Source organism: Cyanobacterium sp. T60_A2020_053 (assembly GCA_015272165.1).
Lineage (GTDB): Bacteria > Cyanobacteriota > Cyanobacteriia > Cyanobacteriales > Cyanobacteriaceae > Cyanobacterium.
This window is the reverse complement of sequence record JACYMF010000018.1, coordinates 17710-39815: the sequence shown is the minus strand read 5'-3', so window position 1 is coordinate 39815 and position 22106 is coordinate 17710. Positions and strand designations below refer to the sequence as shown.

Below are 22106 nucleotides of genomic sequence, written 5' to 3'. Positions count from 1 at the left end.
AGTGGAGTCGTGAAGGGAATGTAGAATTTATTCAACAAAGCCTAAAGAGCAACAAGATGAATAATACCATCCCCTTGATTAACGAGGGGATTCTGCACATGACTGATAATGATACCGGCGAAGGGCGCTTTAATTTTGATGGTTTTATTGCCAAAAGCATCAGTAATAATGCCGAGAAGTTGTTTTTTTTCTACCTTTTCCCCTAAGGTAGTTTGTAGTAGGAAAATACCGCTACTGGATGCCCTTACCCATTTAGAATTATCAAAAATTTTTTCTCTGGTATCGTATTCTGTTAACTCTTGTCGATCATGGTTAAAAGTATTATACATTTGAAGATAGTTCATCACTCCCAAAACGCCCTTAATTCCCACTTTAATGGCATTTTGGTCAAATCTTAGCGCCTCTCCCCCTTCATACAACAACACGGGAATACCCAGACTACTGGCAGCCTGACGCAATGAGCCATCACGGGTGTTAGCATGGATGGTGACGGGCGCACTAAATGCCCCAGCGCACTCCGCCGTTTCCTCATCTTCAAGGTTAGCTCTAATTTGTGGTAAATTAATGCGGTGAATGGCGGCGGTGTGCAAGTCAATGCCGTGAGTAGAATTAGCCACAATTTCCCTCATAAATATATTAGCTAAACGAGAAGCCAAAGAGCCGGTTTCCGAACCCGGAAAACTGCGATTCAAGTCTCTGCGATCTGGTAAATAACGGGATTGTTCAATAAAACCAAAGACATTGACAATAGGCACAGCAATAATTGTACCGCGCAGACGATGGGGGTTAATAGTAGCGATAACTTGGCGAATAATCTCTACGCCATTGATTTCATCCCCATGAATGGCAGCGCTAACCCACAATCTAGCACCCTTCTCCTTGCCATTAATCACCGTCACAGGTAAAGACATCATGGTTTGGGTGGGTAACTTTGCCACAGGAATTTGTATCTGCTTGATTTGACAAGGATAAATTTCTTCTCCAGCAATGGTGATGATGTTGATATTTTGATTCATTAAGAAAATTAGGGGATAATTAGTAATCAAGACAGCCAATTTTCTAGCGGAAAATTCCAAGCCTGTTTGATACGAATAAAATCTCGATCACAGGAAACTAAAGTAAGATTATTACTAATAGCTGTACTGGCAATCCAAAGATCATTTTCACCGATTCCTAAATCGGAAATTTTGATTTGACGGCGTTTTTTCTTTTCTTTTGGTCCAAACTGACTCATTATTCTAGCTTTTAATTGAGCATAAATAGCACTGACATTACTATTGATAGAGTAAATCAGAATATCTCCTAAAAAGTCATAAATAGTTGCTAAGTTTTCTATTTTTTTTGTAGAATTTTCTCCCATATACAACAATTCCCCTTGTGTAATAACTGAGATACCAATATTATTAATATTTGCTTCTTGAATATAATTAATAACGGTTAAATTACCAACGATAATGGCACTACAATGATTAGTGTCTAATAAATACATTACTAAAATTCTGCATTACCACGAGAGGAATAAACTAAATCTAAACACTCTTGCCAATCATCTCCAACCCATTTACCTGCATGACGTAAAATAGATTTACCAGAACCTAAATGAGATGATAATTTTGATTTTTTATTATCACTATTAAGTTTATTTTTGACCTCTTGTATTATTGTTAATATTTGCTGTAATTCTGTTTCAGTCATTCCCTCAATTTCTTTTATTAATAATTCTTTTGCTGACATCATGATAAACTCCCTTTCAACTTTTATTTAAAATGTAAATATAATCGAGTTTATCGGACAATAAACAGTAAATTACAACAGTTCAATTATCCATTTTCCGATTCTGTCATCACCCGTAAGCGCACGAGAGTTTCGCCCCCCTCATCCAATTTTAATTCAATAACTTCACCAGTAAGACGTTCCAAACAAGATAATAGAGAGCGTAAATTAGGACTACTAGCGCCCGTCTCCACATAAAGGCGATCAGCGATACTACCGACTTTTTTCCAGAGAGTATAGAGTTTTCCCACACTTTGCTCTAAATTCGTCGCCTGTTTCACCAAATCCGCCGTAATGCTCAAACAATCCAACCTTAACGCCTCATCTAAAGCCATTTCTAAATCGATGGCAGACCCTCTCAAAGTCTCCACCTGTGAGGCACTATCGATGTATTTAGACAGGTTTTTGGCAGTGGAGGTCATTTTTTTCACCGTATCCACATCAGGGCTAGAACTGATTTCTTGCCTAATATCGTCAATTTGTTCCTCTGATAATTTCTCCATTTCCTTGACGAGGGGCGCTAGATGGCGAGACGGTAACGAACCATCCACTGCTTTTTCCTTCACATTATCAGGTAAAAAATCAGAATTCATTGCCGTGTATTCATCACTTAACTGCTTTACCTCACGGCGGGTAATACGATCACCCTGAAGCGCCGCTTCACTTACCAATTTTTGGATTTCTGGATCAGCTTTTGCCGTTTCCACAAATGCCCGTTTACTAAAATTCCTGATGGCATCCGGGTCTAAATTGCCCTCTGCTAACAGGGTGTCGGCGCTATTAGCCAACTGAATTAAACTGTAGGCTTGACTTTTGCTAATTTCTCGATTTTTTAACCAATTAGCAAACCCAGCGCCCCTCCCGTCACCGCCCATCTTTTCCCTATCCCTCACCGTGCGTAAAATGCGCCCGCGCCAAATATCGGTTTGCAAGTCAAAGCGATCGCACACTTGCCAAATATTCTCTACTTGTTCTTGAAATTCCGCTTCCCCCATTTCCTCGTCTTCCGGGTCTGGTAATTCAAAATCTAAATCCGCCGTCATGGTTAACGCTTCGGTAATGGCTTCGGGGGAGGGCGCTATGTCTAACATATCAATCATTAATTACATAAAAAGAATTAGAGGATATTTACTGAGGTTTTGGCAAGAATGGCTCACAACCACATAAATACTTAGGACTTATAATTATACTAAGAACCTGCTTGAAAAGTGATCAATTTGACCATTCATTAAATATTAAAAATAAAAGTCTCCCGTTGAGAAGCAGAGTTTTTACACTCTCAAATTTTTAGTGGAGACCAAGTAATATCAAGTCCGCTTGATCAGCCGAAGGCTGCCGCTGCGCGATCACTTACAAATTAGTAAGATTAACATCTTAGTTCAATTTATTGAACGGGATACTATTGGTTCCGTGTAATTCATTACACGGTGGGGAAATTACGAAGATATAATCTTTTAATAACTAATTATCCGAACTTGATATAATAAGTTTTGATTCTTTGATTGATCAAAAAAAATTCTTCCAGAGATTTTAACTGCTAATAAATCAATCAATAGAAAAATACCTCGTTTCCTCCTTGCTTCCCCTACTAAACAAATCAATTTTGTACCTTACGTTGCAAAAACCTTGATAGGAGAGGGGAGACTTTTATTTCGTTTTAATGAGAATCTTATAATTATTTAAAAAAGCTATTTTTCTTCTTTTTCTTCTTATTTTGCTCCATATCAATTTCTCGAATTTTTTTCATAATGCGATCAAAATATTCTTGTAAATAACCTTCTAGGGTAGTAATATCACCCTGATCAATATTAAATTGTTCATAAACTTTATCCATTGGTGCATCCATGGCTTTACCACTGGCTAAAACCTCAGCAAAAGCAAGACGATCAGAAATATTTAGAGTCCATTTAAACCAACGAGTAAAACCTCTTAAAAATCTTAGCAAACCAATGGGAATCCGAGAAACTTTAGCTTGTTTTCCTGATAATCGTTCACAAATCTTAACAATTTCTTCTCCAGTCCAAGCTCGATTGCCCATTATAGGAATAATACTTTTTTCAGTGTCAGGGATAGTTAAGGCTTGAACCACAAACTTCGCTATATCTTGGGTATTCATATAGGCAATAGGTGTATTTTCCCCTGTCACCCAAACCGGTTGGTTATCAAGGATAGGAATACCGTATTGGGCAATTAACCCTTGCATAAAACCTGCTAACTTAAAAATAGTATAATTTACACCAGACTCCTGTAAATATTTCTCCGTGCAGTATTTAATATCCATGAGGGGAACATTTCTAAAATCTTGAGCGTTAATAATAGAAAAGAAAAAATAACGGCTAATATTAGCTTCTTTTGTGGCTTGGATTAAGTTTAATTTTCCTTCCCAGTCAATGGTTTTGATGCTCATGGAATCAGTTGCCCTAGCGGTGGCACTATCAATAACTACATCAATATCCACTAAAGCTGGGGGGAGAGTTTCCGCATCACAAATGTTTCCTTTTACTAATTCAGCGCCCCACTCCATTAAAAAACTACCTCGGTTAAGGCTTCTCACTAAACAACGCACTTGATGCCCTTCATCCAGCGCCCTCCGCACTATTTGTCTGCCTAGTGTGCCTGTACCACCTACTACTAATATTTTCATTTATTATTAACTTATTTTACATATTTTTAACTTTCTTTAAGATTTTATCAGAAAGGGGCAATTATGAAGGGAAAGGGGATAGGGGGAGAAAGGGAGAAAAGGAGAAAGGGAGAAAGGGAGACGGGGAGACGGGGAGAATGACGTTTTAATGATATTGAGACAAGATTAAAGTAACTTTTTAAAAGTTAAACTAGAATTGTAAAACAATTTTCTAGCCATATAATAGAACTAAGTCCGATAATTACAAGACAAGACATGAATTTTTAATTATCAATTGTCCATTATCAATTATCCATTACTAATTATGAATACAACTCAATCACCGAAATCTAGTTTAAAAATTAGAGGAATACAATATCGAGATTTAGCGCCCATCGCCTCTCTTTTAGAGCAAAGATTATCCTTAGAATATAATTATAAATTTGCTTCCTTATTAACACAAATTCAACAATATCAAAGTTGCTATGGTTTACTACAATTAGCCCAAATTTTACCAGCTAATTGGAATCGTGATTTTAATGTTTTTGTTGCCGAAAAAGACGGGCAAATTCAAGGTTTAATACAAGTAGCGCCCTTCAACCAAAATCGTAGCACTTGGCAAGTACAACAAGTGCTTATTAACCATAATACTTCCCTTCGTCACCTTCTTGTCGGTCAGTGTAGCATCGGTTCTCAATTATTGCGCCATTGTTTTGAGAAAATCTGGGAAGCTAGAACATGGGTACTAGAAGTTGACATTAACGAAAAAAATAGCCTTGCTTTATATAAAGAAAATGGTTTTCAACCCATCGCAGAAATGACAACATGGCGTTGCACCCCTGAAATATTAGCAGAATTAGCCCAAAAAGAGCCAAATTTACCCAATTTATTACCCGTCAGTAATGCCGACTCTCGTTTACTATATCAATTAGACTGTGTTTCTTTACCGCCTACCATAAGACAGGTTTTTGATCGTCATGTGGAAGACTTTAAAACCGGTTTATTTTCCTATGTTTCTCAGGCTATCAAATCTTTTTGGCATAAAGAGGAAATCATTAAGGCTTATGTTTTTGAGCCTCAGCGCAAGGCTGCCATCGGTTATTTTGAGTTAACTATTTGCCAAGATGCTTCCCGTTGTCATGAAGCCACTTTAACGGTGCATCCAGCTTACACTTGGTTATATCCCAAGTTATTAACTCAAATGGCTTCTGTGATTCAGGCTTTTCCTCCGCAATCGTTGATTTTATCTTCTGGCGATTATCAACCGGAAAGAGAGGAATTTTTGGAGAAAATAGGGGCGCTAAGGGTAGAGCAAAATCTCTTGATGTCACGCTCGGTATGGCATAAATTAAGAGAAGCCAAACCCCTTGAGTCTCTAAAATTACAAGAAATGTTACAAGGTTTAAAACCAGCGCACTCCCCCATCCCCACCCATTGGCAACCTTCCATTTTAGATCAACAAAATACCCCTCCACTTCATCATGAAGACGAGAATAGATAATGGACAATTGATAATTGACAATGGATAATGGATAATTCATAATTCATAATTCATAATTCATAATTTTCTCCTTGCCCTTTTCCCTTTATAATTTGGCAGTGCTGAAAAAAATAGCAGTATAATTGATAGACTATGGAAAAAAAGCCCTGTAACGGGTTTTTAGATGCCAAAATATAGAGTAAAGAAGTTAAATGATTAGACAGGGTGAAATTGTAGAAGTAGTTATCGAAGACGTAAGTAGTGATGGCGATGGAGTGGCAAAGATAGATTCTCAGGTGATTTTTATTCCTCAAACGGTGACAGGAGATCGTTTACAAGCTAAGATTATTCGGGATAAGAAAAAATATGCTTACGGTAGAGTCGAGAAAATTATCGAACCTTCTCCTTATCGTATCAAATCCCGTTGTATTGTGTCAGATAAATGTGGCGGTTGTCAGTGGCAACATATCGATTATCAACATCAGTTAACCATTAAACAAAATCAAGTACAAGAAGCCTTAACTCGCATCGGTGGTTTTACAGATTTTACGGTGCAAAATATTCTCGCTGATGATGATTTAGGTTATCGCAATAAAGCTAGTTATCCCCTTGCAGTGTCTTCCACAGGGGCGCTAAAAGCTGGTTATTATCGTCGTGGTAGTCATCAAATCGTCAATATTAATCAATGTCCTATTCAGGATAACCGCTTAAATCCTCTTTTGGCAGAAATTAAGGAAGATTTAATGGAGTTGGGTATTCCCATCTATGATGAAAAAACTAAAACAGGTATTCTCAGGCATCTTTGTTTCCGTATTGGTGCTAATACGGGAGAAATTTTAATTACCATTGTGATTACTAAACCAAGTAATTTTAAATTAGCACAACAAGCGCCCCTCTGGATGGAAAGGTATCCCCAAGTGGTAGGTGTGACTCTTAATCATCATCCTTTACCTACTAATGTAATTTTTGGCAAAAAAACAGAATTATTAGCAGGAAGATTATATTTAAAGGAAACTTTTGCCAATTTAACTTTTACTTTACGCACAGAAAGTTTTTTTCAGGTTAATACTATCATGGCTGAAAAACTTTGGGCAGTGGTGGAGGGCGCCCTCCACCTCACAGGAGAGGAAACGGTAATTGATTTATATTGTGGTGTCGGTACTTTTACTTTACCTATTGCCCAAAAAGTTCGTCAAGTAATTGGCATAGAATCCGATAAGGTAGCGGTGGAGTTAGCGAAACACAATGCGCTGATTAATAATATTACCAATGTTAAATTTGTGGAAGGGCGCTCGGAAATTATTTTCCCAGAATTAACCACTCAACCAGATATTGTTATATTAGACCCTCCCCGTAAGGGTTGCCAAGTGGAAGTCATCGAAACTCTACTTAGTATGAAACCGAAGTATATCGTTTATATAAGTTGTCATCCTGCCACCCTCGCTAGAGATTTAAAGTTTTTGTGCGATACACAAGATTACGACATCAATTTAGTACAACCGGCAGACTTTTTCCCTCAAACTACCCATGTGGAAGCGGTGGTGATTCTTGTAAAAATTAATCAGTAGGAATATTAGTCAGGGAAATAGGATGAATAGCTTCCCTATTTGCCACTCCATAGAAGGCTTTGATATTTAAACCACTATTTGAGAAACATTCATAAAATCTTTCAACCCACAAAATTGTTGGGCATCACGAAAATTGAATTAATTATTCCACGATTTTAATAGAAACCAATGATTGTGAAAGTTTAAAGGAAGTTTTAAATGATAATCCGAATATTATTGTTCATACTCAAGCTAGAATAACCAAAAATTTGATCATTTAATATGTTAATAACTGTCCTTTCTCCCTTAATAGCATTTCGGTTTCAATCTCCTGGTCCAATCTTATTTGAATTAGGACCTATTTCCCTGAGATGGTATGGTTTTTTAATTGCTTCTGCGGTGTTAATTGGTTTAACTTTAGCTCAAAAATTAGCCCAACGGAAAAATATTGACCCAGAATTGATCGGCGATTTGGTAATCTGGTTGGTGGTGGGCGCTATTCCGGCCGCCCGATTGTATTATGTAATCTTTGAGTGGCAAAATTATGCCCAGCGCCCTTCAGACATCTTTGCCATTTGGCAAGGAGGCATTGCCATTCATGGTGCTTTAATTGGTGGCACTATCGCTACGATTATTTTTGCCAAAATTCATAAACAGTCTTTTTGGCAGTTAGTAGATATTCTCATGCCTTCGGTTATTTTAGGTCAAGCCATCGGGCGCTGGGGTAATTTTTTTAATTCCGAAGCCTTTGGAGTGCCGACAAATGTCCCTTGGAAATTATTTATTCCCGTTAGTCGGCGCCCTCCCCAATACCTAGAGTTTGATTATTTTCACCCCACATTTTTATATGAATCGGTGTGGAATATTTTAATTTTTATCTTGTTAATTACCCTCTTCTTTTGGGGTTTAAAACGTAATAATAAATTAAAAATTGGTACTTTGACTTTTACCTATTTAATTGGTTACAGTGTCGGGCGCTTTTTTGTGGAGGGTTTTCGCACCGATAGTTTGATGTTTTTTGGTTTGCGTATCGCTCAAATTGTCAGTTTAGGTGCTATTGTCATCGGTATTATTGGCTTAATTTGGCTTTATCTTCTCCAGCGTCCTCTACCAGACATTAATAAAGGGCAAAGTTAAAAGGGCAAAGGGCAAAGGAAATCCATAATTAGGGGGTGCTGAAAAAGTATTTTAGTGAGGGGAGGTGTCAGGTGTCGGGTGTCAGGTTTCAGGTGAAATGCTTATCAATTAAAGAGTTAAGCCAAATAGTTATTTTTCATAAATTGCTCACTTGTATCAATAATTCTTGATGGGGATGAAAAAATACAGTATTTTTAGAGAAAAAAGTCAATTTATGACACTTTTTGTTATGTAGAATAGACTTTAAACCTTTATTTGACAAGGTTTTTGATTTATTCAGCAAATCCTAATTAATTATCTTCCTGTCTCCCTTTCTCCCTGTCTCCCTTTCTCCCTTTCTCCCTTTCTCCCTTTCTCCCTTTCTCCCTTTCTCCCTCTGCTTCCTCTGCTTCCCCCTCTTCCTAGACAAATAAAAAACCCTTACCTTTTATGGGTGAGGGTTTTTTAATGAGAGAAAAAGTTAAAAATTAACCAACAAACTCTTTAACAGGAGCCGAAACACCTTGAGGATTTTCTCCTTTGAGGTAAGCTAACATAGTATCAGCGTCGGATACTTCAAAAGGATCAGAGGCACAGTTATCTTCATAACCCGGTTCTACAAAGATTTTTTCGATTTTACAATCATCCACTAACATAGAATAACGCCAAGAGCGTAAACCGAAACCTAGATTAGATTTCTCTACTAACATACCCATTTTACGAGTAAATTCACCATTACCATCGGGTAATAAAGAAACGTTTTTCGCGCCAATTTCTCTACCCCATTTAAACATCACGAAAGCATCGTTAACGGAAACACAGATTACCTCGTCAACACCTTGAGCTTTAAATTCTTCGTACAACTCTTCGTAACGGGGAAGGTGATTCGATGAACAAGTGGGGGTGAAAGCACCGGGCAAGGAAAATACAACTACTTTTTTGCCACCAAAAATATCGGCGGTGGTTTTATCTTCCCAACGGTAGGGGTTAGGTCCTTCTACGGATTCATCACGCACACGGGTTTTAAATACTGCGCTAGGTACAGTTTCAATAACAGCCATATTTACCTCTTGTCAATAATTTTTTAGTTTCTTTTGATTTCTATCTCAGAATAACTCTTATTTAAGAATTTGTCAATGCCAAGAATGATTCATTTTTGTTAAGGTATATTTAAGGGTAAAACCTAGTTGCAGTCAATTTTCATACTAGCCATGGCAATTCCAACCGATGAAATTATCCAAATACTGAGAGCAAAGGGTTTAAGGGTGACTCCTCAACGCTATGCGGTGTATAGTAATTTATTACATCGTGAGGATCATCCCACGGCGGAGCAGATTTTGATAGACTTAAATCAAGAAGCGCCCACCCTCTCTCAAGCTACTATTTATCTTTCCCTACAAACTTTACGAGATGTGGGTTTAATCCGAGAAGTGTTGTTGGAGGAGGGGCGCTGTCGTTATGATGCGAATGTTGACCCTCATCATCATTTCCGTTGTCGTTGCTGTGGTAATATCGAAGATATTGCTTGGGATTCTTTCGCTAATCTTAGTCTTCACAAGTTGCGCTCTGGTTTGGATGGAGAGCGCTATGAGGTCATTGTAGAGGGTAAATGTGATCTTTGTGATTAAAAGTGTGTTTGGAATTATTTAGTCTCCTCTGGTGGGCAATGCCCACCCTACTAGGTCAGCGTGGGAGTGTCACGCTTTTTTCTCATGATGGCACCCACTCCTAACACTACCACACTACCTAAAATCATATTAGGTTCCGGTACAGGGATAGGTGGAGCAAATTCCAAGGTGATATTATCATTATTGGGTAAATTCCAAGTATATGATTGACTGCTATTAACTCCTAACGCATTAAAATTAGTACCGAGGAAAGTTAAGGCTCCATTAATTTCACTACCTGAAGAATTAGGAAGTTGAAGCCAATTTTGAATAAGACTAAAACCGAAGGGAGTACCACTAGCAATACCCGTAATACGCCCACCAGAACCAAAATTACTGGGACCGCTAATGCTAATGTTTTGGAAAAGAGGAGCGTTATTATCGGATTGTCCAGCAGTAAATCCGCCGGTGCTGGGGTTGAGGTCATTACCGAAAGCAATATTAGGATTTGGGGCTGAAAATCCAGTGGTATCGATAGAACCGGAGTAAGAAAAAACGACATCACCTCTTATTTCTTGCCCTGTGATGATAACAGCGCCCTCCGCCTCTGAACTAAAAATGGTGGAAGCAACCACAAAAGTAAAAGCTGTAATCAGACCGAAACTCTCATTTTTGTGGGCGATAAACGAAGACTTGAAATTCATTGATATTTTACTAAATTGTTTACGGTTAAATTGTAACTGTTTTTTAATGCTTATAATGATTAATTTTTCTATATATCAAGGGACGATTTTATATGGTGCAGTGGGAGGAATTGAAGTGGAAAAGGAGGCTTGATGGGGTGGAGGGCGCCCTCCACTTGTGCCACACTAGGATCAACAAGATCAAAGAAACAAAAACGCTAAATTTCTAGCCACTTTAGAATAAAGACGATGAAAGAATAAAGACTATGAATTACTGGTTTTCATCTTGACCCAAATACTTCTTTAAAAATTCCAATTCAATCTCTAAAATTTCCGCAATTTCTTCAAACTTTAAACCTTTTTTTCTCAATTTTTTTGCTGTCGTTAACTGTACTCTATTTTTAGCTTCTTTATATTCTGATGTTTCAGACTCATCTTTTGATGAAGAAAATAAACAATCAGAATAATAATTACTATAACTAATTGTACTACCATTATAAAAATTAAATCCATGACAATTAGTATTTTTTTGTTCTTTCAAAAACTTTTTAAAATTGTGTTTTTTGAGAGGTTTATGGAAAACTTGAGACAACAACTGAAAAAGCTCATAACCAACATCTTGAACATGACCTTTACTAAAACCATTAACATCCCCAATATCTGAATATTTCTGATTTTTTAGTGTACCTTCTAAGATTGAAAGTTGTAATTCAGTGAGTGGTTGACCTGTTTTTGATTGGACTTCTCTATTCACAAAATCTAAGGCTTCAGCAATATTTATGTCCATAAGTGAATCAGAAAAATACTTTTATGTCAGTTTGATCTATCTTAACAAGTTGATACAAATATCCTCCGTTTTTTCCGTATTTTTTTTGAGGAAAATTATTCTAGCATTAAATTTAGGTTTACTTGATTAGCAAATCATCATTAATATGAAGTATGAAATAGTAAAAGATAAACAGAAATCATATCGAGAGGAAAAAGCACAAACTTTAATAGAACAACCGAAATGGACTCTTGACGAAATAGCATTATCTCAAAATACTATTGATGGAATTTAAGAAATGATCGCTTATATCAAAAACAAAGATAAACTTTTGCTTGATTGGCAGTTTAATCGATTCTTGAAAACGGGAAACAGTTTAAGTGCTAACTTTTTTGGGCTTCCGGGTACTGGTAAAAGCATAACCGCAGAAGGAATTGCACACGAGCTGAAAATGTCCATAATGAAGTGTGATTACGGGGAACTTGAATCTTCTTTAGTGGGTGGCACGTCTGATAATTTACTCTCAATTTTTAAAACAGCAGAAGAAACCAATAGTTTACTATTTTTCGACGAAGCCGATGCGGTACTTAGTCGAAGAATCTCCAATTTATCACAAGCAGCCGATCATGGTGTTAATTCAGCAAAAAGCACTTTGCTAACTCTTTTGGACAAATTCAATGGAATTATTATTTTTGCCACGAATCTTTTTGACAATTATGATGATGCTTTTTTGAGAAGAATTCTTTTTAATATTGAGTTTTTCCCACCTGACTTAGAAATGAGAAAAAAACTATGGACTTTTCACTTATCGGAAAATGTACCTAAGCAAATAACGTATGATTTTTTAGCAGATATTAGTGACAATCTTTGCGGTGGCGACATAAAAAATATCACCATGAAGTTAGGTTTAAAGTTACTGACTGGCAAAGTAAATATTATTGATGAATCTCTCGTTAAAAATGAAATTCAAAATTATCAAGAAGTTAAATTACGGCATAAAAAAAAGCAATTTTTAGCTGAAACTTCAGTAAATGAATTTAACAATAATCATCATATTATAGAGGAATAATCTTATGCCGATACCCGTGATTGTTTGGTGGGTTGGAAGTGCCATTGGTGGTGCATTGGTTGGTGCAGCAATTACTTATTTCTGGGATTCCATCAGAGAATGGGCAAGTAGAATGCTTGATTATATTCTTAATGGAATTAATCAAGCGGTTGAAGTTACCAGTCAAGCCATTGTTTCTCTTATTAAAAATGGAGATAGTATTTTCAAACTGATTAAAGTTTATGTCATGGATAGAAACCGTAATGTAAGGGTTGAAAGCAGACGAGAAAATATTAATAAAAATGATGTACCAGAAGATATACTTGCCCAACTGGATGCACAAATGAATGATCAGTTGGATTTGTATAAATATGACACTTAGAAAATACTTTGTAAATCAATACAGTTAATCATGGAAAAACAAGAAAGTCTGCAAAAGAAATTCGGTAAATTATTTGATACGATTGCTCATATCCCCCAAAAATTTTCAGATGCAGTGGAAGAGGGATTGAAAGAGTCTTCTAATTTGATTTGTGTTAAAAATGGTTTGTTGGATTTTGATCTTGTCGAAGATGATATTAGATACATCCACAGGAATTTAAAAGCCAAAGGTGATAAAGTTCTTGGTAGTCGTCTTATTTTAGACGATGAAAATAATTTGATGGAAATTAGAACCTATACTGAAAAAAACAATCAGAACTTTTTAGTTAGCGTTGATGTGGAAGTTAAAGAAATTATTAATATTCCTGAAAATATACTCAACGAATTGAACAATAGTGGACGAGTGGAACTTACCATTAAACTATAACCACTTCATGAGGCTAATTTGTTGCTGATATAACGATTTAAACTAATATTTTCCTCTGTTGCCTCCCTCGCTAATTGGCGATGAAGTTCGGGGGGAATACGAACTAAAAGTTTGCCACTGTAGCTTTTTTCTGAAATCGGCTGGGGGATGGTTTCCCCGTTAATCTCCATATCTGCGATTACTTCTTTCACTAAGTTTGTAATACCTTCTAAGGCATGAATCATATTGACATCAAGATAAGATAAGCTGGGAAATTCTGCACATAATCCGACAAATTCTTGATCTTCCATTGACCAAATTACCCGATAACTATAGCGTTCATGGTTAATCATTGCTCATTTCCTCCATTTTTATAATCGCTTCTAATACTTGTTTGACTTGATAGACTTTGGCTTTGCCATTTTTTTCTTGAATATTGACACGGGGATCGCCTTGCCAAGGCGTTTTATACACCCGATGGCTTGTTCCTTGTTGTCTTGGCTTACCGAAATAGTGATCACATATTTTTGCTAGATCGTTAAATTTAACATTCTGGGGATTTTTTCTGATTTCAATTAATAGTTTCTCTATTTTTGTCACGGATTTATTTTTTATCCTATTATAGTATTACTATTAATACTATGACAAGAAATTTTAGTATATAAAAAGCGCACTCCACCCTTTTATACATTAATTATTTGGAGTAAATTAAGCACTACTCAACAACGATAATTTTCAACCTAAATGCTGGTAATCGATCAATACGTCTCACAAAAATTAATAATTAAATAACCCAAAATGTTTTATGGTAAGGGTTTGAAGGTCAAACTTTTTACTTGATAAATATGTCACAACCCACCATCGAATCAATTTTAAAAGAAAATAGAACATTTGCGCCCTCCACCGCATTCAGCGCCCGTGCCACCATATCAAATTGGCAACAATACCAAGAATTATACGAAAAATCATGCCAAGACCCCGTCAAATTTTGGGAAGAATTAGCCGAAACCGAACTAGAATGGTTTGAAAAATGGGATCAAGTGCTAGATTGGAGTAACCCCCCCTTTGCCAAATGGTTTGTTAATGGCAAAATCAACATAACCCATAACTGTTTAGATCGACACCTAAATACATGGAGACGTAACAAAGCCGCCATTATTTGGGAAGGAGAAAACGGCGATAGTCGCACTCTCACCTATGCCCAACTCCATCGAGAAGTATGCCAGATGTCAAACGTACTTAAACAGTTAGGCGTTAAAAAAGGAGATCGAGTAGGGATATATTTGCCCATGATTGTGGAGGGCGCTGTCGCCTTGTTAGCCTGTGCGAGAATTGGGGCAATTCATAGCGTAGTATTTGGCGGATTCAGCGCTGAAGCCTTACGAGATCGCCTTAACTCTGCTGAAGCTAAATTAGTTATTACTGCCGATGGCGGTTTTCGTAAAGATAAAGTAATTGCTCTCAAAGAACAAGTTGACCTTGCCTTAGCCGATAATCAAGCGCCCTCCGTCGAAAACGTTTTAGTCGTGCAACGTACCAAAGAAAAGGTACATATGGAAGCCGGGCGCGATCACTGGTGGCATGACTTACAAGTCGGAGTCAGCGCCCATTGCCCAGCAGAACCGATGGATAGTGAAGATGTACTATTTATTTTATATACCAGTGGCAGTACAGGAAAACCCAAAGGGGTAGTACACACCACAGGGGGTTATAATTTATATAGCCACATGACCAGTAAATGGGTATTTGACCTCAAAGATACCGATGTTTATTGGTGTACTGCTGATATTGGCTGGATTACGGGGCATAGTTACATCGTTTATGGACCACTTTCCAACGGCGCCACAACTGTCATGTATGAAGGAGTACCGCGCCCCTCCAATCTCGGTTGTTTTTGGGATATTATCGAAAAATATGGGGTTAATATCTTCTATACAGCGCCCACCGCCATTCGTGCCTTTATCAAAATGGGCGAACATCACCCAGCATCTCGTGACCTTTCTTCCTTACGTCTCTTAGGCACTGTGGGCGAACCCATTAACCCTGAAGCATGGATGTGGTATCATCGCATCATTGGTAAAGAAAAATGCCCCATCGTTGATACATGGTGGCAAACAGAAACAGGGGGAATCATGATTTCTGCCTTACCCGGTGCAACACCCACCAAACCCGGCTCGGCTACCCATCCCCTGCCCGGTATTCTCGCTGAGGTGGTGGATTTAGACGGCAACCCTGTTAAAGCTAACGAGGGCGGTTATTTGGTGGTAAAACATCCTTGGCCCGGCATGATGCGCACGGTATATGGCGATCCTGACCGTTTCCGCAATACTTATTGGGAACACATTGCCCCTAAAGATGGACAATATTTGTATTTTGCGGGGGATGGCGCGCGCCGGGACGAAGATGGTTATTTTTGGGTGATGGGACGTGTTGATGACGTAATCAACGTTTCTGGACATCGTTTAGGTACTATGGAGATTGAATCTGCGTTGGTGTCTCATCCTGCGGTGGCAGAGGCTGCCGTTGTGGGGAAACCTGACGAGGTGAAAGGGGAAGAAATCTGTGCTTTTGTCACCCTCGAAAATGGTTTTAGTGGTAATGATGATCTCGTGAAACAACTTAAAGCCCATGTAGTACAAGAGATCGGGGCTTTAGCTCGACCCGCAGAAATTCGCTTTACCGACGGAATGCCCAAAACCAGATCGGGTAAGATTATGCGCCGTTTACTCCGTAGCCTTGCTTCAGGTCAAGAAATTGTGGGCGATACTTCCACTCTGGAAGATCGTGGAGTTTTAGATAAACTGAGGGAGGGCGCTTAAATTTTAATGGTGGGCTTTTTTGCTCACCTTTGAATTTATAGGAGTATAGTGGATGGAATCTTATTTTATAAACTCTTAAATAATATCGTAAACAAAAAAAAATCTGCTATTTATGTTAGAAAATTCTAGTTATGATTTTTACGAACAACTTGAAAAAGCAATTCCCGATGAAAAATACACTATTGAGAACTTAAAGAAAAACTATAATTTTGCCAATTTAGAACATAAAATTGGAAAGGAAGAAAAAGCGGATGCTTATGATTCTATTTCTGGTGAGTGGTTAGAAATCAAAGTTGACTATACCACATATCCAAATCACTTTGTCGAAAGATATAGTTCTTTGGAAGATAAAAAATTAGGCGGTCCTTGGCAATATCTTCACAGAGGAGTTAAATATTATGTTTTCTTTTATAAGAAACTTGGTGATATTTATGTGTTTGAAACGCAAGCTCTTGTTATCAGAATAGAGACTTTACTGAAAAATAATATTATTTCTGATCATAATAATGGTGGGAAGGTAGAGCAAAGAAATGCTTATTATCATACCTACGGCTATAAAGTTAGCAAAAAACTTATTGATGATATTTGTATTTTAAAATTAAGTAATTGTTTTTAGCTTTAACTTTATGAATACTTTTACCGCAGTGATCAAAGAGGTTGATGGTTGGTGGATAGGTTGGATTGAGGAGGTGCCGGGGGTTAATTGCCAAGAAAAGACTCGCCCAGAATTAATAGAAAGTTTAAAAATTACCTTACAAGAGGCTTTAGAATTTAATCGACAAGAAGCAATTAATTCGGCGGATGGTAGTTATTTTGAGGAACAAATTGCTGTAAGTATATGAAAAGAAGTGAGCTTGTGCGTTATCTTCACTCTCAAGGATGTGAATTGTTGAGAGAAGGGGGTAATCATTCATGGTGGCATAATCCATCTCAAAACAAACGATCAGCTATTCCTAGACATAATGAAATCCCTGATATTCTTGCTAAGAAAATTTGTAAAGATTTAGGGGTAGTTTTTTTAAAATAAATAAATCGGGTAAAATCATGCGCCGTTTACTGCGTAGCCTTGCTTCAGGGCAAGAAATTGTGGGCGATACTTCTACTCTGGACGTGGAGTTTTAGATAAACTGAGGGAGGGCGCTTGATTAAGAGTAGGTTGGGTGGAGGCAGTGTTCAGCCCAAGAATCCACTCGCCTTTAGGCAGTGGAGTTATCAATCGGTCTAACTTAGGTAAATACGATAAGATAGTAAATGAATTTTAACTAAAAAAATTGTAGTGGAAGTAACGTTTTTAGGTACAAGTTCAGGTGTACCAACAAAATCTAGGAATGTGTCCAGTGTTGCCTTACGTCTGACTCAAAGAGGTGAAATCTGGCTATTTGACTGTGGGGAAGGTACTCAACATCAAATTTTGCGCAGTGACTTAAAAACCTCTCAATTAAAAAAAATTTTCGTTACCCATATGCACGGGGATCACATTTTTGGTTTAATGGGCTTATTAGCTAGTTGCGGTTTGGGCGCCCATGCTGAAAACATCGAAATTTATGGACCTCCGGGTTTAGATGCTTACCTCAAGGCATCTATGAAGTATTCTTGTACTTATTTTCCTTATGGTGTTCATTTTAACACCGTTTCTCCGGGGGTAGTTTATGAGGATGATGATTATATTGTCACCACTGAAATGTTAAAACATCGAGTTACTGCTTTTGGTTATCGAGTTAGTGAAAAGGATAAAGCCGGTAGGTTTGATGTGGAAAAAGCCCAAAAAATGGGGATTCCCTCTGGTCCTCTTTATGGTAAGTTAAAAAAAGGTCAAACCGTTACCCTTGATGATGGGCGCCGGGTGAAGGGCGCTGATTTATGTGGAGAAACAGAAATAGGCAGAAAATTTGTCTATTGCACTGATACAGTATTTTGTGAAAGCGCCATTACCCTTGCGGAAAATGCTGATGTTTTAATTCACGAAGCAACATTTGCCCACCAAGACGCACAGATGGCTTTTGAAAGGATGCACTCTACCACTACCATGGCGGCACAAGTAGCTTTAGCCGGCAATGTTAAACAGCTGATAATGACTCATTTTAGCCCTCGTTACGCTCCAGGTAATACTCTGCAATTAAGAGATTTATTGAAAGAGGCTCAAGCTATCTTCCCCAATACTATTCTAGCCTATGATTTTCTCACTTATGATATTCCTCGCCGTTTACCAGCTAAAATTGAAGTATAAATTATGTCTTAATAATTTGCTGGAATATAGTAATAATGGTATGAATTATTTTCTGAGCAGATAGATTCATATTTTTAATATAAGAATAATGTTATCAATTGTTAATTAATTGATGTGCTTGGTTGACTCCTTGCCATAAAAGAGCCGGTATATCTTCCAAATGACAAGAATTAGTTTGATTTTCTAAAGCTGAAAAAGTTTCATTTAATAACTTTCGGGCTTGACTGCCAAACGCAATCCCTGCCACAATATCACCGCTTAATCCCAAAGAAGAAACTTTTTCAGCAGTATGCTCGTTAGTACCTCCAGCCAATTGAATATAGCCTAAAAGATTGATCTTTGCCAATTCTTGAGCATATTTGATGGTTAAATGAGTTGTACCTTTACCGATGTCACCACTCATAGAGCGCCCGTCAACTTGCCAGATTAATGGCGTGCTTAGGGGTTGAATTAATTGAGCAATTTTGCTTAAATAATTTGTAGCAGTGGGAGTGTAAGCACAACTAATGGCAATTAATTGTAATTTAGGAAGATAAGGAGTAATTTTTTCCCACAATTGACAAAAATTTTCCCAATGAAGGGGGTGAGTGTGAATTTCCAGCGCCCCTATGGGTAAATAATCTAACCAAGATAAAACTTCTTCCATAGAAATGAGGTGATTTTGAGCTTCAATTAAACCATAGGGGCAAATGGGCAGACAGCGCCCACAACCGTAGCATAATTGCTCAACGACTCCAGTAAATTTGATTGCTTCAGTAGGGCAAATGTCGAGGCAAGGGCGCTGACAATCAGAAGGGCATAATTGAGCATTAAACAAAGCCTTACGGAAATGAAGGTCTTCACCGTCATTAACACTTACCATTAATAGAGGTTGTCTGGGAGTATAACCTTTAGACGTGGCTTCAGTAAAATACTTTTTAGCCACTGTAATGCCATCCCAAGCCGACTTAATCACGGCTTCATCCGCAGCAACATCAACACAGTTAACACCTGCTAAACTATAAGCTAAAGCCAAATTGCGCACCGATGGAATATCCTGATAACTAGCACCACAAATCAACTTACGCCATTCACCCTTTTGCAAAGAAGTTAAATAATTCTCGTCAATCAACCAGCCTACTCCTTGAAAATGTTATACTGATTGTAACCAGTTTAACCAAAATCTTTAACCTGTATCACCTTCTCCCTATCTCCCTTTCACACGATGAATCAACTTTTAACCCTTAAAAATTTACCCATTAACACTTCTGCAATTATCAGTTATATCGAAGAGAAATCCCTCGATCCACTTTTGAAAAATCGTCTGGAAGCCATGGGTTTTATTACTGGTAATACAGTGAAGGTATTACGTAAATCTTGGGGGGGAAGCCCCTTACAAATACAAGTAGGTTTAACCACTTTGGTAGCGGTGAGGGGCGCTGAAGCTGATTTAATCATTTGTAATTTATATCTGTAGTTTAGACTAAGTTCTTGTGCAAAATTAAAGGATTAGTACCTATAATTTCAATAAAACTGGAAGATAAAAAGAAAATCTTAAAATCAAGAGATAAATAAAGTTATCGAGTAATAATGAAACTATGATTTCATTATAATTATCTTATGGTTTCCATGAATTGGCAAGAATTACAAAATGGTTCAGATATTAGAGGAGTAGCTTTAGAAGGAGTAGAAGGGGAAAAAGTTAATCTAACTCCTTCCATTGTTAATATTTTAGGGAAAAGTTTTACTTATTGGTTAACCCAGCGCCCTTCACCGTCACCAAACAATCTCGTAATTGCCATCGGTAGAGATAGTCGTTTATCGGGAGAAAGTCTCTCTCAGGCTTTAGCAGAAGGCATTACAGAGTTAGGCGCAACGGTATATGATTTTAATATAGCATCCACACCGGCTATGTTTATGAGTACTATTTTAAGCGATTGGAATTGTGATGGGGCAATTATGTTAACTGCCAGTCATTTACCTTTTAATCGTAATGGCTTGAAATTTTTTACCAAACAAGGAGGATTAGATAAACAAAATATTACGGAAATTCTCTCTTTGGCAGAAGCAAATAATTTTGTTTTAAACAGTGAAAAAGGCAAAGTTATTCAGCGTGATTTTATTTCAGTTTATGCTGATTTATTTGTGGATAAAATTAGAAAAAGTGTTAATCATCCTATTAATTTTCAGCAACCGTTAACGGGTTTACATATCGTTGTGGATGCCGGAAATGGCGCTGGAGGTTTCTATGGGGAAAAAGTTTTAAAACCGTTAGGTGCTGATATTTCTGGTAGTCAATTTTTAGAACCTGACGGCAATTTTCCTAATCATATTCCTAACCCTGAAAATGAAGAGGCAATGGCTTCTATTGTTAAAGCAGTAACAGAAAATAAAGCTGATTTTGGTATTATTTTTGATACTGATGTGGATCGATCGGGCGCTGTTGATAGTCAAGGAAAAGAAATCAATCGTAATCGCTTAATTGCTTTAATTTCTGCCATCATTTTACAAGAATATCCTCATTCTACCATCGTCACTGATTCCATTACTTCTGAAGGTTTAACTAAATTTATTGAATCGGAATTAGGAGGTAAACATCATCGTTTTAAAAGAGGTTATAAAAATGTTATTAACGAGGCTTTACGGTTAAATAACGAGGGAATCAAGTCTCATTTAGCCATTGAAACCTCTGGACATGGTGCGCTAAAAGAGAATTATTTTCTTGATGATGGGGCTTATTTGATCACTAAAGTTTTAATAAAACTTGCTCAATTAAAGTTAGAAAATAAAGATTTAATTGATTTAATCAGTAGTTTAGAAGAACCATTAGAAAATACTGAAGTTAGAATTAAAATAACTGCTGATAATTTTAAAGAATATGGCAATAAAATTATTGAGGAACTAGCGCCCTTCACCGCAACCCAAAAAGATTGGAAAATTGTACCTAATAATTATGAAGGTATTAGAATTAGTTGTAATTCAGAGGAAGAAAAAGGGTGGTTTTTGTTGCGTTTATCACTCCATGATCCTGTAATTCCTGTTAATATTGAATCAGACGTAAAAGGGGGAATTGAGAAAATTTCAGCGCCCCTCAAACAATTTTTAACACAATTTAATGAGTTAGAAATCCCTGCTAACTGGTAGTAAAAATAAGCCCCTCTCCTGTGGGAGAAGGGTTGGGGTGAGGGTAATAAAATCAACTGCAAATTAAGAACATCTGTACTTATTAAGGTCGATACCTGCTTCTTTCGCCATAAGAGTGAGGCTTTTGGTGTCTAAAGTTTTAATAGCCTTAGTAGATAAACGTAATCTAACAAAACAATTACCTTCCGCCCACCATACTCTTTTATCTTGGAGGTTAACGTGTTGTAATCTTTTGGTGCGACGGTGAGAGTGAGACACCGCAAAACCATTATTTGCTCTTTTTCCTGTCAAATCGCATACACGAGCCATAAATTGATCTCCGATTTTATTATAATGATTTAATTTAGTCAGCAACCTAATATTGTACTAAGATTTACCCTTAATTAGCAACAAATCCAATGGACAATTGATAATGGATAATTGATAATAGGTTAAAAAGGCAAAGGGCAAAGAAAATTATTATCTCATAATTCATAATCCATAATCTCCCTTTCTCCCTTTCTTCCT

25 protein-coding genes and 1 pseudogene are annotated in these 22106 nt (G+C 37.2%); 14 read left to right on the top strand and 12 right to left on the bottom strand.

The genetic code is table 11. The annotated features are described in order from the left end of the window. Nucleotides 1-41 precede the first annotated feature (41 nt). The 5 genes from IGQ45_03035 to IGQ45_03015 all read right to left on the bottom strand — a co-directional run bounded on the left by IGQ45_03035 (nt 42) and on the right by IGQ45_03015 (nt 4417). Nucleotides 42-1016, bottom strand: a complete 975-nt coding sequence (locus tag IGQ45_03035) for a succinylglutamate desuccinylase/aspartoacylase family protein (GenBank protein ID MBF2056201.1) — start codon at nt 1014-1016, stop codon at nt 42-44. Nucleotides 1017-1042: 26 nt separating this feature from the next. Beyond that, nucleotides 1043-1489 (bottom strand): type II toxin-antitoxin system VapC family toxin, encoded by a 447-nt coding sequence (locus IGQ45_03030; GenBank protein ID MBF2056200.1) that lies wholly within the window; start codon nt 1487-1489, stop codon nt 1043-1045. Between the two features lie 2 nt (nt 1490-1491). Next, a complete protein-coding gene (locus IGQ45_03025) occupies nt 1492-1734 on the bottom strand; it encodes a hypothetical protein (GenBank protein MBF2056199.1) in 243 nt (80 codons plus the stop codon). An 86-nt stretch (nt 1735-1820) separates the two neighbouring features. After that, on the bottom strand, nt 1821-2864 hold the full coding sequence (locus IGQ45_03020) for a hypothetical protein (GenBank protein ID MBF2056198.1): 1044 nt from the start codon (nt 2862-2864) through the stop codon (nt 1821-1823). 584 nt (nt 2865-3448) lie between these two features. Continuing rightward, entirely contained in the window at nt 3449-4417 is a 969-nt protein-coding gene (locus IGQ45_03015) for an NmrA family NAD(P)-binding protein (protein MBF2056197.1), read from the bottom strand. Nucleotides 4418-4721: 304 nt separating this feature from the next. Between IGQ45_03015 and IGQ45_03010 the strand changes: the two genes are divergently transcribed. The 3 genes from IGQ45_03010 (at nt 4722) to IGQ45_03000 (ending at nt 8560) form a co-directional block, all read left to right on the top strand. Then, nucleotides 4722-5897: a GNAT family N-acetyltransferase gene (locus IGQ45_03010; protein ID MBF2056196.1), complete on the top strand. Its 1176-nt coding sequence runs from the start codon at nt 4722-4724 to the stop codon at nt 5895-5897. A 191-nt stretch (nt 5898-6088) separates the two neighbouring features. After that, nucleotides 6089-7444 carry a 23S rRNA (uracil(1939)-C(5))-methyltransferase RlmD gene (rlmD, locus tag IGQ45_03005; protein ID MBF2056195.1) on the top strand — a complete coding sequence of 452 codons (1356 nt, stop codon included), beginning with the start codon at nt 6089-6091 and terminating at the stop codon, nt 7442-7444. A gap of 261 nt (nt 7445-7705) precedes the next feature. Then, nucleotides 7706-8560, top strand: coding sequence for a prolipoprotein diacylglyceryl transferase (locus IGQ45_03000; GenBank protein ID MBF2056194.1), 855 nt, complete (start codon nt 7706-7708; stop codon nt 8558-8560). 467 nt (nt 8561-9027) lie between these two features. Here IGQ45_03000 and IGQ45_02995 read toward each other — a convergent pair whose 3' ends face one another. Next, nucleotides 9028-9600 (bottom strand): peroxiredoxin, encoded by a 573-nt coding sequence (locus IGQ45_02995; GenBank protein ID MBF2056193.1) that lies wholly within the window; start codon nt 9598-9600, stop codon nt 9028-9030. A gap of 150 nt (nt 9601-9750) precedes the next feature. Between IGQ45_02995 and IGQ45_02990 the strand changes: the two genes are divergently transcribed. Continuing rightward, the gene (locus tag IGQ45_02990) at nt 9751-10167 is read left to right on the top strand and encodes a transcriptional repressor (GenBank protein ID MBF2056192.1); all 417 of its coding nucleotides are present in this window, start codon (nt 9751-9753) and stop codon (nt 10165-10167) included. Between the two features lie 50 nt (nt 10168-10217). On the opposite strand, the gene IGQ45_02985 is transcribed toward IGQ45_02990, so the two are convergent. Beyond that, complete coding sequence (locus IGQ45_02985) at nt 10218-10850, bottom strand: PEP-CTERM sorting domain-containing protein (GenBank protein MBF2056191.1); 633 nt, start codon at nt 10848-10850, stop codon at nt 10218-10220. A gap of 250 nt (nt 10851-11100) precedes the next feature. Continuing rightward, nucleotides 11101-11616 (bottom strand): hypothetical protein, encoded by a 516-nt coding sequence (locus tag IGQ45_02980; GenBank protein ID MBF2056190.1) that lies wholly within the window; start codon nt 11614-11616, stop codon nt 11101-11103. A 145-nt stretch (nt 11617-11761) separates the two neighbouring features. Here IGQ45_02980 and IGQ45_02975 point away from each other — a divergent pair. From IGQ45_02975 to IGQ45_02965, 3 genes and pseudogenes are all read left to right on the top strand, one after another. After that, nucleotides 11762-12664, top strand: a pseudogene (locus IGQ45_02975) (AAA family ATPase). A gap of 4 nt (nt 12665-12668) precedes the next feature. Then, nucleotides 12669-13025: a hypothetical protein gene (locus IGQ45_02970; protein ID MBF2056189.1), complete on the top strand. Its 357-nt coding sequence runs from the start codon at nt 12669-12671 to the stop codon at nt 13023-13025. A gap of 30 nt (nt 13026-13055) precedes the next feature. Then, nucleotides 13056-13451, top strand: a complete 396-nt coding sequence (locus IGQ45_02965; GenBank protein ID MBF2056188.1) for a hypothetical protein — start codon at nt 13056-13058, stop codon at nt 13449-13451. Between the two features lie 5 nt (nt 13452-13456). Here IGQ45_02965 and IGQ45_02960 read toward each other — a convergent pair whose 3' ends face one another. Both IGQ45_02960 and IGQ45_02955 read right to left on the bottom strand, forming a co-directional pair. Continuing rightward, nucleotides 13457-13783 (bottom strand): type II toxin-antitoxin system HicB family antitoxin, encoded by a 327-nt coding sequence (locus IGQ45_02960; protein ID MBF2056187.1) that lies wholly within the window; start codon nt 13781-13783, stop codon nt 13457-13459. Then, entirely contained in the window at nt 13776-14030 is a 255-nt protein-coding gene (locus IGQ45_02955) for a toxin HicA (GenBank protein ID MBF2056186.1), read from the bottom strand. Before IGQ45_02955 ends, IGQ45_02960 begins: the two co-directional genes overlap by 8 nt. Before the next feature lie 245 nt (nt 14031-14275). On the opposite strand from IGQ45_02955, the gene acs reads away from it, so the two are divergent. The 5 genes from acs to IGQ45_02930 all read left to right on the top strand — a co-directional run bounded on the left by acs (nt 14276) and on the right by IGQ45_02930 (nt 18476). Beyond that, the gene (acs, locus tag IGQ45_02950) at nt 14276-16249 is read left to right on the top strand and encodes an acetate--CoA ligase (GenBank protein MBF2056185.1); all 1974 of its coding nucleotides are present in this window, start codon (nt 14276-14278) and stop codon (nt 16247-16249) included. Between the two features lie 112 nt (nt 16250-16361). Further along, a complete protein-coding gene (locus IGQ45_02945; protein MBF2056184.1) occupies nt 16362-16865 on the top strand; it encodes a hypothetical protein in 504 nt (167 codons plus the stop codon). Between the two features lie 10 nt (nt 16866-16875). Beyond that, on the top strand, nt 16876-17091 hold the full coding sequence (locus IGQ45_02940) for a type II toxin-antitoxin system HicB family antitoxin (GenBank protein MBF2056183.1): 216 nt from the start codon (nt 16876-16878) through the stop codon (nt 17089-17091). Next, nucleotides 17088-17276, top strand: a complete 189-nt coding sequence (locus IGQ45_02935; protein MBF2056182.1) for a type II toxin-antitoxin system HicA family toxin — start codon at nt 17088-17090, stop codon at nt 17274-17276. Before IGQ45_02940 ends, IGQ45_02935 begins: the two co-directional genes overlap by 4 nt. 249 nt (nt 17277-17525) lie before the next feature. Further along, nucleotides 17526-18476, top strand: coding sequence for a ribonuclease Z (locus IGQ45_02930; protein MBF2056181.1), 951 nt, complete (start codon nt 17526-17528; stop codon nt 18474-18476). A gap of 94 nt (nt 18477-18570) precedes the next feature. On the opposite strand, the gene IGQ45_02925 is transcribed toward IGQ45_02930, so the two are convergent. Continuing rightward, nucleotides 18571-19584, bottom strand: a complete 1014-nt coding sequence (locus IGQ45_02925) for a 4Fe-4S ferredoxin (GenBank protein ID MBF2056180.1) — start codon at nt 19582-19584, stop codon at nt 18571-18573. Nucleotides 19585-19680: 96 nt separating this feature from the next. Between IGQ45_02925 and IGQ45_02920 the strand changes: the two genes are divergently transcribed. Together IGQ45_02920 and IGQ45_02915 are read left to right on the top strand one after the other, a co-directional pair. Continuing rightward, entirely contained in the window at nt 19681-19932 is a 252-nt protein-coding gene (locus IGQ45_02920) for a ferrous iron transport protein A (GenBank protein MBF2056179.1), read from the top strand. 143 nt (nt 19933-20075) lie between these two features. Beyond that, nucleotides 20076-21599, top strand: a complete 1524-nt coding sequence (locus IGQ45_02915; GenBank protein MBF2056178.1) for a phosphomannomutase/phosphoglucomutase — start codon at nt 20076-20078, stop codon at nt 21597-21599. Between the two features lie 63 nt (nt 21600-21662). Here the strand turns inward: IGQ45_02915 and IGQ45_02910 are convergent, their stop codons facing one another. Next, nucleotides 21663-21908, bottom strand: coding sequence for a 50S ribosomal protein L28 (locus IGQ45_02910; protein ID MBF2056177.1), 246 nt, complete (start codon nt 21906-21908; stop codon nt 21663-21665). Nucleotides 21909-22106: the final 198 nt, after the last annotated feature.